At 71.2% G+C, this 13,156-nt stretch carries 8 protein-coding genes and 1 pseudogene; 3 read left to right on the top strand and 6 right to left on the bottom strand.

Annotated features, from left to right (window positions below):
- Positions 1 to 532: 532 nt before the first annotated feature.
- A pseudogene (locus L1885_RS13160) lies at positions 533 to 1,348 on the top strand (spermidine synthase); the annotation flags it as partial.
- A 76-nt stretch (positions 1,349 to 1,424) separates the two neighbouring features.
- On the opposite strand, the gene L1885_RS13155 reads toward L1885_RS13160, so the two are convergent.
- From L1885_RS13155 to L1885_RS13135, 5 genes are all read right to left on the bottom strand, one after another.
- Positions 1,425 to 4,367, bottom strand: coding sequence for an amino acid adenylation domain-containing protein (locus tag L1885_RS13155; protein WP_235797265.1), 2,943 nt, complete (start codon positions 4,365 to 4,367; stop codon positions 1,425 to 1,427).
- Positions 4,360 to 5,436, bottom strand: a complete 1,077-nt coding sequence (locus L1885_RS13150; RefSeq protein WP_235797264.1) for an effector-associated domain EAD1-containing protein — start codon at positions 5,434 to 5,436, stop codon at positions 4,360 to 4,362. The genes L1885_RS13155 and L1885_RS13150 overlap by 8 nt, the downstream gene beginning before the upstream one ends.
- Positions 5,437 to 5,439: 3 nt before the next feature.
- Positions 5,440 to 6,486: a trypsin-like peptidase domain-containing protein gene (locus L1885_RS13145; protein WP_235797263.1), complete on the bottom strand. Its 1,047-nt coding sequence runs from the start codon at positions 6,484 to 6,486 to the stop codon at positions 5,440 to 5,442.
- A 134-nt stretch (positions 6,487 to 6,620) separates the two neighbouring features.
- Positions 6,621 to 7,928 carry an alpha/beta hydrolase gene (locus L1885_RS13140; protein ID WP_235797262.1) on the bottom strand — a complete coding sequence of 436 codons (1,308 nt, stop codon included), beginning with the start codon at positions 7,926 to 7,928 and terminating at the stop codon, positions 6,621 to 6,623.
- A gap of 383 nt (positions 7,929 to 8,311) precedes the next feature.
- Positions 8,312 to 8,872, bottom strand: coding sequence for a hypothetical protein (locus L1885_RS13135; RefSeq protein ID WP_235797261.1), 561 nt, complete (start codon positions 8,870 to 8,872; stop codon positions 8,312 to 8,314).
- A gap of 62 nt (positions 8,873 to 8,934) precedes the next feature.
- On the opposite strand from L1885_RS13135, the gene L1885_RS13130 reads away from it, so the two are divergent.
- Together L1885_RS13130 and L1885_RS13125 are read left to right on the top strand one after the other, a co-directional pair.
- Positions 8,935 to 9,660, top strand: a complete 726-nt coding sequence (locus L1885_RS13130; protein ID WP_235797260.1) for a response regulator transcription factor — start codon at positions 8,935 to 8,937, stop codon at positions 9,658 to 9,660.
- Positions 9,657 to 11,147, top strand: a complete 1,491-nt coding sequence (locus L1885_RS13125; protein ID WP_235797259.1) for a HAMP domain-containing sensor histidine kinase — start codon at positions 9,657 to 9,659, stop codon at positions 11,145 to 11,147. The genes L1885_RS13130 and L1885_RS13125 overlap by 4 nt, the downstream gene beginning before the upstream one ends.
- A 212-nt stretch (positions 11,148 to 11,359) precedes the next feature.
- On the opposite strand, the gene L1885_RS13120 is transcribed toward L1885_RS13125, so the two are convergent.
- On the bottom strand, positions 11,360 to 12,802 hold the full coding sequence (locus L1885_RS13120) for a glycoside hydrolase family 1 protein (protein WP_235797266.1): 1,443 nt from the start codon (positions 12,800 to 12,802) through the stop codon (positions 11,360 to 11,362).
- Positions 12,803 to 13,156: the final 354 nt, after the last annotated feature.

Raw genomic sequence — 13,156 nt, 5'->3', positions numbered from 1 at the left:
CCTGGCCGGCGCGCCCGACGTGGCCCCCGGCGGCGCGTGGGCCGTCGCCTCGGTGCAGAGCACCGACCCGTCGATGACCCGCTATCGCCGCAGGCTCTGGCGCTTCGCACCGGCGGACGCCGGCACCGCCGGGCACGACGCGGCGCCGTGGCCCCTCACCCGCGACGAGGGGCCCTGGTCCGACACCGCGCCCGCCGTCTCGCCCGACGGCGCCCGGATCGCGTTCCGCAGCGACCGCGGCGGGAGCACCGGCCTGTGGCTCGTGCCCTCCGACGGCGATGTCCCCGTACCGGTGGGGGAGTTCGCGGACGCGGACGGCACCCCGGCGGGGAGGCCCGTCGCGCACGTCTGGCTGGACGCCGAGCGCCTCCTCGTGCACTGCGCGCGCAGGCCCGGCGACACCTCCGCGTCCGCGCCGGTCGTCGTCGACTGGCTGCGGTACAAGAACGACGGCGGGCCCGGGCCCGTCGAACCCGTCGACACCTTCTGGGTCGTACGTCCCGGGGCCGGCGGCGCCGCGCCCGAGGCCCGCGAGGACGTCGGCGGCGGCACCGCGGAGCTCGTCCCCGACCGGGAACGCCCGGGCGCCGCCACCCTGCTGCTGGACGGCGCGCCGCAGTCCCACGTCGACCTCGCCGACCCCGGCCACCTCGACTTCGCCTACCAGCGCAGGCTCGGTCACGCCGTGGACCTGCTGGCCCCGGCCCGGCAGCCCCTGCGGGTGGTGCACCTCGGGGGCGGCGCCTTCACGCTCGCGCGGTACGTGGCCGCCACCCGCCCCCGCTCGACGCAGCAGGTGATCGAGGCGGACGGCGCGCTCGTGGCGTTCGTCCGCACCCACCTCCCCCTCGACCCGGCGGCGCGCGTCCGCGTGCGTACGGCCGACGCGCGCGAGGGGCTCGCGAAGGTCGCGGACGGCTGGGCCGACCTCGTCATCGCGGACGTTTTCGCGGGAGCGCGCACGCCCGCGCACCTGACCAGCGCCGAGTTCCTGGCCGAGGTCCGCAGGGTGCTCGCGCCCGGCGGCTGGTACGCGGCCAACGTCGCGGACGGCCCGCCCCTGGCGCACCTGCGCGGTCAGGTCGCCACGGCGGCCGCGTCGTTCGGGCACCTGGCGCTCGCCGCCGACCCGGCGGTGCTGCGCGGGCGCCGGTTCGGCAACGCCGTGCTGCTCGCGGCCGACGGCGAGCTGCCGGTGGCCGAGCTGACCCGCCGCGTGGCGACCGACCCGCACGCCGGCCGGGTCGAACACGGCCGGTCCCTCGCCGACTTCACGGGCGGCGCGGCCGTCGTGCGGGACGAGGACGCCAAGGCCTCACCGGTGCCGCCGCCGGGCACCTTCGACTGAGCGGCGCCCCTGGGGCGACGGGCAGCCGGTTCCGATTGTTTCCGCACAGAGCCCGGAGCCGGGCACCGCAAAGGGCTCAGTGCCCCGTGCCGTAGGCAGGTTCGTCAACCTCTGACCGGTAGACCTCGACAAGAGCGCCATTGACGGTGTTCTGGTCCGCCGCCTCCTCGAGGTATCCCGAGATGCGGATGCCCTGCTCTGCACGCGTCGCCAACATACGACGAACCTCTTCCGGGTGTGCGGGCTCCACGTCCAGCGCAGGGGGTGACTCGTCCTCCAGTGCCGCTCGGTAGCCGCCGCTCGGCTGTACCGTGGAACTCAGCTCGATCATCTCCTCCGTGTCGAGGGAGGTGCGCAGCGCTTCGTAAGTTTCCTCACGAGTCAAGTCGACGCCGGCATGCAGGGCGGCAGCTATGACCAACTCCGGCATTTCGTCGCCGATTTCCGCCGCGAGATCTCGAACGAGCAGTGGATTCCTCGCTCGCTGACGGCTGTTGATCCGCCTGCTTCTCTCAATGATTTCGCAGCGCAGTCGTAGTGCCTCGGGGTCCTCCGTGGTGCGCGTGCGGCGGTGCAGCCGCAGACGAGCGACCGACACTTTCAGTATGGTCAAAGCCGTGCCGTGGTGACGCACCGACTCGTCGGCATGCAGCAGGAGCTCTTGCGCCCGCGTGTAGTGGCCCGCGTCCTCGGCGATCCGGGCTCCCAGCAGGACAAGATCCACGATCGTGTCGTCACGCCGCTCCTGAATGGCGTGGTCGAGCAGATGCTGGATGTTGTTGATGGCGTGGTTGAGTTGCCCGAGCGCGGCAAGTGCCTCGATCTCCAGCAGCACCGTCTGCGGCCACTCGTCGGCCTCGGCGCCTCGCTGGTGGAGCATCCGGAGTACCTCCGCCGGCCTCCCCTCGTCGAGGAGGAGTCTGCCGATGCGAGCCGCCTGCCGTACCCATGTCTTGGCGTCCGCCTGTGTGTACAGGGATTCGTCAACCGTAAGGCCGAGCTTTTCGGCAAGATACACACGTCCCGCGGGCGGTAATTCCTCGAACGCGGGCTCCAACAGCCCTCCCGCCTCGTCGCTCCAGCGGTTGTCGAGTTCCACTGTCGAACGCCCGAGTGCAAGCCGGTGATACAGCTCTTCCGCCCGATCCTGGGGGTCTGTGGGGACCGAGTCGTCACCCTGTGCGGAGTAGTGGCCGACGGCAGCCTCGTGGATCTTCCGGACGAGGTCGGGATTCTTCTTGGTCAGCAGCGGGAGCATGGTCGTGCGCACGTCCGCCCGGTGCAGGGCGGCGACCTCGCCGGGGACGCTTTCCACGAGCGTTGCCTCTTGGGACAGTAGGTGGAACAGGCGTGCGGCTTCCCCTACTTCGATCTCTCCCAGCCCGCAGGGGCCGGCGAGCACCTCCCTGATCACCGCGGGCGTCACCTGGCGCACCACCAGGGCGGGCCAGGCTATTTTGCGCAGGCTCTCGTCGTCGACATTCTCCAGGAGCCGCTGATACAGGTACGCCTGCACGTTTTCGTCGTTCAACCGCAGGAGAACCAGGCGCTGCAGTGCAATGCTTCGAGGCAGACCGGATGCGGTCCCGGCGCCGCGCACGATCCCGGCCGCGAGCTTGAGGCTCAGCGGATTGCGTCCGACTCTGCGTACGACCGCGCGGTGCAAGGAGTTGCGCCGTGCGAGTTCCACGGGCAGATGACGCTCGAGGAGTTCATGAACCCCTTTGTCGTCGAGACCCTTCAGGGAGCGTTGCGACAGAGGGAATCCGCGGGGAGGGGCCAACGGTTCCCTGGCCGCGAGCACGATACGCAACCGAGGTCCCGGCAATGCCCTCCGCAACCGGGACAGGAGGCTCCACAACCGCTCCATCGCCAACGGTCCTTTGCGCTGGGCCTGCTCCATCGTGTCGAGGACTAGGAGCAGTGGGACCGGTTCACCTCCTCCTCCTGCCACCTGGACGGCGAGTTCGGCGAACAGTTGCACGAGCCGGTCGTCGTCCGTGGTCCACACCCGGACGTCTGCGCGACTTCCTTCCTCCGCGCGTACGGCGCGACGGCTGCTGAGAGTGACGCGCACCGCTTCCTCCACCGCATGTGCCTCGGCCGTGGCTCGCTCGAAAAGAAGCCCCAACTGGCGGGCCGATTCGGCCAGCACGGTGAGGGGCTCCTGCGGACTGAGGTCCGGGCGGTCGAAGGAGAGGTAGGCGAAAGCCAGTGGCCTGGCGCTTTCCGTCCCTGCGTGGTCAAGAAGGAAGCGTGCGAGGAGCGTGGACTTGCCGACCCCGCCAGGGCCATGGAACAGGATCGGCGGAGCGTCCTCGTCACCTTTCGCCAGCAGCGCCCGGACAGGCGACGTGTCGGGGTCGACCGCAGGCTCGGACAGCCTGCGCAGCCGGTCCCGAACCACCTGAGCAGCCCCTGCCCGCTCGAACCCCACATACTCGGCCAGTGAGCGCAGTTCCGGCTCGCGGCCTACGAAGTGCTCGTCGACCAGGTGGCGCAGCGGTCGGAGGGTCTCGGCGAGTGCGATCCTTCGCCGCACGGACTCGGGAGGGGGAGGTTGTCGATCGGGGGCGAGCGCGGCCGCGGCCGCGGGGGCCGCGTGCAACCACTCGGCGACGCGCAGAGTCCCGTGCAGTTGTGTGGGACTCTGCCCTCCCAGTGGCACAGCAGAGCCGCTGATGTACTCACGAGCCATGGTGCGTGCGATGTCGGACGGGTCCTCGGGCATCAAGGAGAGCGTCTCGAGCATCGTCTCCGCGGTCGTCAGCCGGTCGAGGGTCGCGGCTCGCACATCCGCACGAAGCCGCCATCGTCTGCCACTGCTGGTGGCTACCCGCTCACAGTCCCGTGCTATGAAGACAGACAGCGGTCGCGGGTCTTCCATGCCGAGGGCGTCCAGCGCTGCGACGTCGAACGCGCCCAGCAGCGCCGTGGCCTCACGATGGCGCCATCGTGCCCGGTCGGGCGGACCGTCCCACTCGTCAGGCGTTCGGTCGCCCGCCGACAACTCACCCATCCCCAGCCCCCATCAGCTTCCGCGCATGACGCGCAGCGGACGGCGCGACCAAGGACGGACTCAGAGGACCCGCCGGTAGGCCGGCGCCGACGGCTTCGCAGAGAACCGCGTCCACGAGACCGTCGACCTCGGTCGTCTTCAATTCCAAGCCGTTGGAGCGTGCGACCCGCTGAAAGAAGTTTCTCAAATGTGCGGGCTCCAGGGGCCCGATTCGCTCACGCAAAGCGCGATCGTCCACGTCGCCCGGCAGCCGACTGCGCGAGTAGTCGATCAGAACCACCCGTGTCTTCTCGTTGGCCTCCCCCGCATCAGCCATCGCGGCTATCTTCTCGATCAGATGCAGCGCCGGATCGGTGAGGGGTGCCGTGTCCAGTCCGTCGAAGACGAGCCAGCGCTGGGGTCCATTGCGGACCTGTCCCTTGAACCAGCTCAGGTACCTCAGCACGCGGAACGTGTCCGCCGCGTCCTGATCCACGTCACAGGTGTTGCCCAGGGCCATTTCCTCGGCGAGGAGGGTCATCAGCTCGCCCGGTCCCATCTGGCCGCCCTCCCAGAGTCCGAGGTCTATTCGGTAGGCCTCTGCGTCGTGGTGCCGGGCGACGTGCCGAATCAGGTGCCAGGAATGGCTCTTCCCCGATCTTCTGGCACCGGTGATGATCAGAACACGCTGGCCGCCGACGAATTCGCGCAGGCATTCCCGCAGCACGTCCCGGTCCAGCAGTACCCGTGACCCGCCCAGGTCGAAGAGGTGTACGTGGAAGGGATCCTCCGCGAGGGCTCCAGCGCTGTCGAGCAGGTCCCTGAATACCGTGATGCCCCGGCTGGTGGGAGCGTGCGCCACGATTTCCACGAGCCTTCGCAGCAGGCCGTCGTGAGCCGCTCCCTCCAGTACCTGCGGCCAGACTTCGGCGGCGCTCCCGGTGGAAGCGAACAGCGCTGGGCGTACTCCCGCCTGAGCTGCGAACAGCTTGATCTCTCTGTAGTCGTGATGCGTGCTGAGCAACGCATCGAGGAGCAGCACGGCGTCGGGGTCACCCAGCGGGAAGCTCCTCCGGTCCAGAAAGCTCATGTTTCACCCCAGTCCGGCGGACCGCACTCCTGCGGCGACGTGATGGATGCGGATGCCCTCGTTGCGGAACTCCTCGTCCCCCTGCGGACTCCTCGGTCCCGGCACGGATCTGCGGTGCAGGGCCACGAGACGCCACTCCTGATCGAAGACCGGCGCCCCGGACGATCCGCGCTCGGTGTCGGTCCAGTACTGCACGACATCGTCATCGGCGTGCCGGACGATGTTGTGGTGTGCGGCGAGTTTCTTCAACCCGCCATGAGGGTGCTGGATGATGTAGACGCGGTCGCCGGGCTCGACCGTGGCGGTGTCGTCGAGATCGATCGACGGGACGCCCGCGGGAATCGGTGCAGCACAGCGGATGACGGCCCAGTCGCGTTGCGGGTCGCCCTCGACGCTCTCCGGGTTGCACGGCACCACTTGGTGTTCCAGATGGTTGCCGGACAGATCGCGCTCGAAGCCGAACCATGCCTCGACGTGCTCGGCACGGATGCTGCCGCGTCGCTTGTCGTGCAGAACGTGATGACTGGTGAGCAGGAGGTCGTCGCCGATCCGGAAGGCCGTGCCGTGGCACTGCGCGTGGGGAAAGGTCACCAAGAGCCGGACCACCGACGCGGCGACCTCCACACCCCGTGCGAGAAAAGAGACATCCAGAAGGGTGTACCGGTCGAATATCTGGCGTTCCTCCGCGCTCGGATCGCTGTACCCGGCCCATTGTCCCGGCAGTTCCGCAGGCGCGGGAGCCTCCGTCACGGGAGCATCCGCGGTCAGCTCCGCAACGCGGGTCGCCGCGGCGGTGTCCGTACCCGTGATGATCTGCTCCAGCAGGGCTCGCAGCCTGTCTTCGCGTCGCGCCTGGGTCAGCAGGTCGAACCAGGCCTGGCCCATGGGCTGGTCCCAGTTGATCTCACCGAGCCGCACGCCTGCCTGGGCGGCCAGCCGCAGGACGGGAGCCTTCTGGTGGTACGTCTCAGCGAGGAAGCCGAGAAGTTCCCTTGCTGCGGGATCGGTCCAGTCGAAGGGGAACCGATCCAGGAAGTGCGTGCCATTCATCTGCCCCCCAGGGATGACGTCTTCTCAAAGCGGCCGGCCTCGCCGGCGGCTCAGGCGTTCGTTGCGCATGGATGATCCGTTGGGACCGGTCGGCGTTCTCACCCCCGATCCGGGACCGGCTCGTCGCCGGTTTCTCAGCTCCGCCGGGCGGGGAATCTCCAGTACACGCGGCCATTGCGGGTGAACGCCTTCAGGCCGAAGCGATCGGCCGGGGGGTGTCCGTGCCGGACGAGCGCGTAGAGGTCGGAAAGTATCGAGGAGTTGTCCCCGATGTAGGAGTGGCCCGACAGCCCGGTGTCCAGATCGGAGGCGTCGAGAGTGTCCACGCCGTCCACCAGGAGCAAGCCGTCTCCGGACTGCCCGGCGCGCGGGTATCCCGCGAGGCGTCTTGACAGTGCCAGAGCCTTGTCGTTGGACGACGCGTAGAGCGTGCACCGCTCAGCCCGGGGCACGAACTTCGGGGCGAGATCGAGGAAGATGCCGGAGTCGATGTCGGGAGCGGCGAAGACCACCTGTCCGAGCGCCGCACCGCCTCCGGGTTCTCGTTCGGGACCTGGTTCCGCGAGGGCCTCTGCGACCACCCGGCAGCCCATGCTGTGGGCCACGACGTGCACGCGGCCGCCTCCGGTGATACCACGCATCAGCTCGAGGAATTCCCTGAAGTGGGGGACCGTCCACCGCGCGCTGTTCTCGTCGTGGGTGTAACTGAGCACCCTGCCCTTGGATGGCCAGCTGTAGAGCACCGCAGCACCAGGGAAGTTGAGGTCGTAGACGATCTGAGCCGCGCGGGTGAGGGCATCGTCGAAGCTCACGTGGTAGCCGTGGACGAAGACGAGTACGTCCTGGGAGCCCGGGGCTTCTGCTCCCGCGCCGGCTCGAGTTCCTTCGGCGAAGTCCTCGCGCGACAGGGTCCTGACATCTGCGACCAGGACGTCCCTCTCGGGCCTTGGGCGGAAGCGCAGGGACCAGCGGGCCGGCTTCTCCCGTACACCCATCCGGTGGTCGTCGGGGACACCGACCGTCGCCCGACCGAGTACAAGGGGCCCACGCCGCCCGCTGAAGGCGGAAGGTGGCTGTCGGCGGGAGACGGCGGTGCCGGTCGGCGCGCGCTTCCCGTCCGCGCTCTCCCCGAGGTCGGCGCTGCCATCGTCCGGCGCGCGGTCCGTCGCGTACAGGACTGTGAGAATCAAGGACCGCACATACGGGACACCGCCCGGCACGGCGGGCTCTGCGGTGTCGTCGGGGAAATACCCTTCGTCCTCGGCCGCGAGCTCGGCCATTTCCGTCAGGAATCGGTCCGCGACCGCGGGCTCACGGGCGAAGAAAGATGCCAGGTTCCCGGCTGCCCGCCGCTCGTCGTCGACGGAGTCCGCGGCTTCGACTGCGCGCAGCATGATGACGACCTCGGACTCGAAAGACGCCCGTTCTTCAGGACGCAACATCGCCAGTGTGTCGCTCCACATACGGGCCACTGCGCAGACCACTAAGTTCGGTTCGTCCATGATTCCCCCCGTCGCGCAACAGCCGTGTGGCCATGATGATCGCATGGGCAACGCATGGGAATACCCTGTTGTGCTGCTCTTGTCGAGTTCGAGGAGACACCAAATGTCGTATGCAAATTAGTACGCCAGGAACGGATGCGGCGATGTCACTGCCGGTGTTCGGCTGCCGCAGGTGGGGCGTGGCGTGGCGGGTAATTTTGCGGCTGCGAGCACCAGCCGGCGGTGGCGTTTGCCGTTGCATCGATGGCTCGTTCACCACGTGACGCCACCTCTGAGAGGGGCAATGCCCAGTGCTCGACGATGTGCGGGAAGGCCAATCCGGCTCACCGCACGTCGAACTGCACCAGCGGCGCGTGCCCGTTCCAGGTGTAGAACACCGAGGACTCCTGGCCGTCCTTCGTGAACGTGACCCGCAGCCACTCCGGTTGGGTCCAGGTCTGCACCTGCCAGCCCGCGTCCGGCGTGGCGGACACGAGGGACGCCGAGTCCGCGCCCACCGAGAAGACCGCGCGGCCGCCGGTGATCGTGTAGCTCTTCAACGTGCCCGCGCGGTCGCCGGGTTGCGAGGGCGGTGGTGGGGACGAGGAGGGCGCCTTGTGCGGCGGGGCCGGGGTGCGGCGCCCTGCCGAGGGCGGGGGAGCGGAGGGGTGGGACGAGCCGGGCCCGGAGTGGGCCGGAGTCGGCGAGGGGCTCTCGGGGCGCTGCGTGGCCGGGATCAGCGGCGGCGGCGAGGCCGGGGCCGTGGCGCCCGCCGCGATCGGCACCGCGCGCGGCGGGTCGTAGGCGGTGCCGGCCATCACGGAGTGCACGCCCCACCACGACAGCGTGACGGCGGCGCCCGTGGCGAGCGACCACGCGACGACGGGAACGAGTGCCTGGCGCATCCCCGCCATGGTGCACCACCGGCGTAACGCCTGTCTCACCCGGATGGCGTACGGTGCGGGCCATGGCACGAGTGCTCGTGGTCGAGGATGACCAGTTTGTGCGTTCCGCACTGATCCGGCATCTGACCGATGCCGCCCACACCGTACGCAGCGTGGGCACCGCCCTCGAAGCCCTGCGCGAGGTCGCGCACTTCCCCTTCGACGTGGTGATCCTGGACCTGGGCCTGCCCGACCTGGACGGCTCCGAGGCGCTGAAGATGCTGCGCGGCATCACCGAGGTCCCGGTGATCGTCGCCACCGCGCGCGACGAGGAGACGGAGATCGTCCGGCTGCTCAACGCGGGCGCCGACGACTACCTGACCAAGCCCTTCTCCGTCGACGTGCTGTCCGCGCGGATGGCGGCCGTCCTGCGCCGCTCGCGCCTCGGCCCGGCGGGCGGCGAACCGCCCTCGCGCCTCATCGAGGTGGGCGGTCTCGCGATCGATCCGCTGCGTCGCCACGCCACCCTCGACGGGCTGGAACTCGACCTGACGCGGCGCGAGTTCGACCTGCTCGCATTCCTGGCGGGCCGTCCGGGGGTGGTCGTGCCGCGCAAGGAGCTGCTCGCCGAGGTGTGGCAGCAGTCCTACGGCGACGACCAGACCATCGACGTCCACCTGTCCTGGCTGCGCCGAAAGCTCGGCGAGACGGCTGCGCGTCCCCGGTACCTGCACACGCTGCGCGGTGTCGGGGTGAAACTGGAGCCGCCCCGGCCGCAGCAGCCCCGCCCGCACGCCGCAGCGCGATGAGGTGGGCCCTGGTCAAGGTGGTCCTCGCGGTCAGCGTGATGGTCGTCGTCGCGTTCGCCGTGCCGCTCGGATTGGTCGTCAAGGAGATGGCGCGGGACCGCGTGTTCACCAACGCGGAGCGCCAGGCAGCCACGATCGGTCCCGCGCTCGCCATCACCACCGACCGGGGCATGCTGGAGCGCGCCATGCTCTCCACGCAGGCGGGTTCGGACGGGCGGATGGCCGTGCACGTCCCCGCCGGGGGCGCGTCGGCGGCGATCGACCTGGGCAGGCGCAGGGCCGCGGCGCCCGACATCCACACGGTCGAACGGGTGGGCCGCGCCTCGATCTCGGCGGTCCCGGGCGGCTACGCCCTGCTCCAGCCCACGGCGCTGGGCGGGGGCGTGACCGCCGTGGTGGAGGTGTACGTGCCGCACGCGGACGTCACGCGCGGGGTCGCCACGGCGTGGCTGGTCCTCGCGGGCGTCGGCTGCGCGCTGGTGGCCGGGTCGGTGGTCTTCGCCGACCGGCTCGGGCGCCGCACGGTGCGCCCGGCCCGGCGCCTCGCGGACGCCGCCCAGGCGCTCGGCGAGGGCGTGCTCGGCGCGCGGGTGCCCGAGGAGGGGCCGCCCGAACTGCGCTCCGCCGCAGTCGCGTTCAACGCCATGGCGGACCAGGTCGTGCAACTGCTCGATGCGGAGCGAGAGTTCGCCGCCGACCTGTCGCACCGCCTGCGCACCCCGCTGACCGTGCTGCGGCTCAACGCGGCCTCGCTCGGGGACGGTCCGGCCGCGGAGCACACCCGGGAGGCCGTGGCCCGCCTGGAGCGCGAGGTGGACACCCTCATCCGCACCGCCCGCGAGGCGAAGCCGCTGACCGGCGCGGGCGCCGGCGCGGTGATCGGCTGCGACGTCAGTGAGGTGGTGCGCGAGCGGATGGACTTCTGGTCGGCGCTCGCCGAGGACGAGGACCGGACGGTACGGGTCGCGGGCATCGGCGCGCCCGTGCGCATCCCGGTGGCACGGCCCGAGATGGCGGCGGCCCTGGACGCGCTGCTCGGCAACGTCTTCCGGCACACCGCCGAGGGCACCGCCTTCGCGGTGGACGTGCACAACGCGCCGGACGCGGTCATCGTGCTCGTGTCCGACGCGGGACCCGGCATCGACGACCCGGAGGCCGCGCTCGCGCGCGGCAACAGCGGCGAGCGGACCGGGTCCACGGGTCTGGGGCTGGACATCGCCCGCCGCGTCGCCGAGTCCACGGGCGGCGACGTGCGCATCGGCCGCTCGGTGCTGGGGGGCGCCGAGATACGGATCTGGCTGGGCGTCACGACGCCGTCCCGGGACGGGAAGGGCGGCGCGGGCGGCAGGGGCAGGAAGGGCGCGACCGGCGGAAAGGGCGCGAAGGGCCTGAAGCGGGTGAAGGAGGCCGGCCGGCAGGGTGTGCGCGGACTGGGCCGAAGCGATCATCGGCGCAACCGCAACGATCACATGAGGTCGTCCACTTAACCCGTTCCGATCCCGTCCTTAAAGCAAGCCTAAGGACGGACCAGTGAGCGCCCGAACCCGCGACGGGCGGGCCTTCCCGGCGTTAGCGTTCCGGTGTCCCCCACGGGACCTGCCGGACACTCCGGCAGCCGGCCGCCCCACCGGCCGGCCCGGCGCCCCGGCCGCACCCCCACCCGGCCGGGGCGCCGCCCCCTCCACGGACCGCGGCGCGGTCAGGGCGCGGCAGGCAGCGGCGGCAGGGCGTTCGCGCGGATGACGTCCGCGTACCAGTGGGCACTGGCCTTCGGGATGCGGCGCTGGGTCGCGTAGTCCACGTACACCGCGCCGAAGCGCTTCGCGTACCCGTACGCCCACTCGAAGTTGTCCAGGAGCGACCACAGGAAGTACCCGCGCACGTCGATCCCGTCGTCCAGCGCGCGCCGCACGGCCCGCAGATGGGAGTCGAGGTAGGCGATGCGCTCGGGGTCCTCGACGCGCCCCTCGGGCGAGACGTAGTCGTCGAAGGCAGCGCCGTTCTCCGTCACCATCAGCGGCAGGTCCGGGTGTTCGCGGTGCACCGCGGCCAGGAGCTCGTACAGCCCGTCGGGGTCGATGGCCCAGTCCATCGCGGTGCGCGCCCTGCCCTCGGGCAGGTGGAAGGCGACGTCCTGCGCGCCGGGCCAGGGGGAGTGGGCGCTCGCGCCGTGCCCGCCGTGAGTGGTGCCGCCCGCCGCCCCGCGCCCGTCGGCTGCGGGGGCCGAGACGAGCGTGGGGGTGTAGTAGTTGACGCCGAGGACGTCGATCGGCCGGGAGGCCGTCTCCAGGTCGCCGCCGTGCACCAGGTCCGACCAGTCGACGACGCGGGCGGTGTCCGCGAGCAGGTCCTCGGGGTAGGCGCCGCGCAGGATCGGGCCCGTGAAGATCCGGTTGCCGACCGCGTCGATGCGCCGGGCGGCGTCCGCGTCGGCCGCGCCGTCCGTGAGGGGTGTGACCTGGTGGAGGTTGAGCGTCACGGAGATCCGTGCCGAGGCCGGCAGGGTGTCGCGCAGCACCTCGACGGCCCGGCCGTGGGCGAGGTTCAGGTGATGGGCGGCGCGCAGCGCGGCGGCCGGGTCCGTACGGCCGGGCGCGTGCACGCCGGAGCCGTAGCCGAGGAACGCCGAGCACCACGGCTCGTTCAGTGTGGTCCACAGCGGGACCCGGTCCCCGAGCGCGCCCGCGACGAGCGCCGCGTAGTCGGCGAACCGCTCGGCCGTCGGGCGGTGGGGCCAGCCGCCCGCGTCCTCCAGATCCTGCGGGAGGTCCCAGTGGTAGAGGGTGGCGACGGGCGTGATGCCCGCCTCCAGCAGCTCGTCGGTCAGCCGCCGGTAGAAGTCCAGCCCGCGCTCGACGGCCGGGCCCCGGCCGGTGGGCTGCACCCGCGTCCACGACACGGAGAACCGGTAGGCGTTCAGGCCCAGTTCGCGCATGAGGCGGACGTCGTCGCGGTAGCGGTGGAGGTGGTCGGCGGCGATGTCGCCGGTGTCGCCGTTGCGCACCTTGCCCGGGGTGCGGGCGAACGTGTCCCAGATCGAGGGCGTGCGGCCGCCCTCGGTGGCCGCGCCCTCGACCTGGTAGGCCGCCGTCGCGGCGCCCCAGACGAATCCGGCGGGGAAGGCGTCCGGGGCCGGTGCCATGGCGGGTACTGCCGCGGCCGAGCCGCGTGGCGCGGCGGCGCCGGGGAACGGGGAAGCGGCGGCGGCCCGGGTTCGGGTGCCGGTGGGGGACTGCGGTGCGGTCATGTGGGAGCGCTCCCATGATCGGGCGGGGACGGGACGGTCGGATCGGTGCGGGAAGGGGGGACCCGGGAGGACCGGACCCGTGGGTGGCCCGCGCGCGGGGCCCGTACGGCAGGGGCGCGACGGCCACGGCCGGGCGCGCGGCGGTGTGACGGGGTGTGACGGCGGGCGGCTGCGCAGGGTGACGGACGGCGGTTGCGGCGGACGGCCGCGCGGCGCGCGCAGGACGCCCGTACGAACGGCGGGCCCGGC

This window comes from Streptomyces fuscigenes, from assembly GCF_021556455.1.
Taxonomy (GTDB): Bacteria; Actinomycetota; Actinomycetes; order Streptomycetales; family Streptomycetaceae; genus Streptomyces; species Streptomyces fuscigenes.
This window is presented reverse-complemented; position numbering and strand designations above follow the sequence as displayed.

Coding starts and splice junctions, on each gene's coding strand:
- L1885_RS13120 (WP_235797266.1), bottom strand. CDS start 12,802: ATGGCACCGGCCCCGGACGCCTTCCCCGCCGGATTCGTCTGGGGCGCC.
- L1885_RS13145 (WP_235797263.1), bottom strand. CDS start 6,486: ATGAATGGCACGCACTTCCTGGATCGGTTCCCCTTCGACTGGACCGAT.
- L1885_RS13155 (WP_235797265.1), bottom strand. CDS start 4,367: ATGGGTGAGTTGTCGGCGGGCGACCGAACGCCTGACGAGTGGGACGGT.
- L1885_RS13125 (WP_235797259.1), top strand. CDS start 9,657: ATGAGGTGGGCCCTGGTCAAGGTGGTCCTCGCGGTCAGCGTGATGGTC.
- L1885_RS13135 (WP_235797261.1), bottom strand. CDS start 8,872: ATGCGCCAGGCACTCGTTCCCGTCGTCGCGTGGTCGCTCGCCACGGGC.
- L1885_RS13140 (WP_235797262.1), bottom strand. CDS start 7,928: ATGTTGCGTCCTGAAGAACGGGCGTCTTTCGAGTCCGAGGTCGTCATC.
- L1885_RS13130 (WP_235797260.1), top strand. CDS start 8,935: ATGGCACGAGTGCTCGTGGTCGAGGATGACCAGTTTGTGCGTTCCGCA.
- L1885_RS13150 (WP_235797264.1), bottom strand. CDS start 5,436: ATGAGCTTTCTGGACCGGAGGAGCTTCCCGCTGGGTGACCCCGACGCC.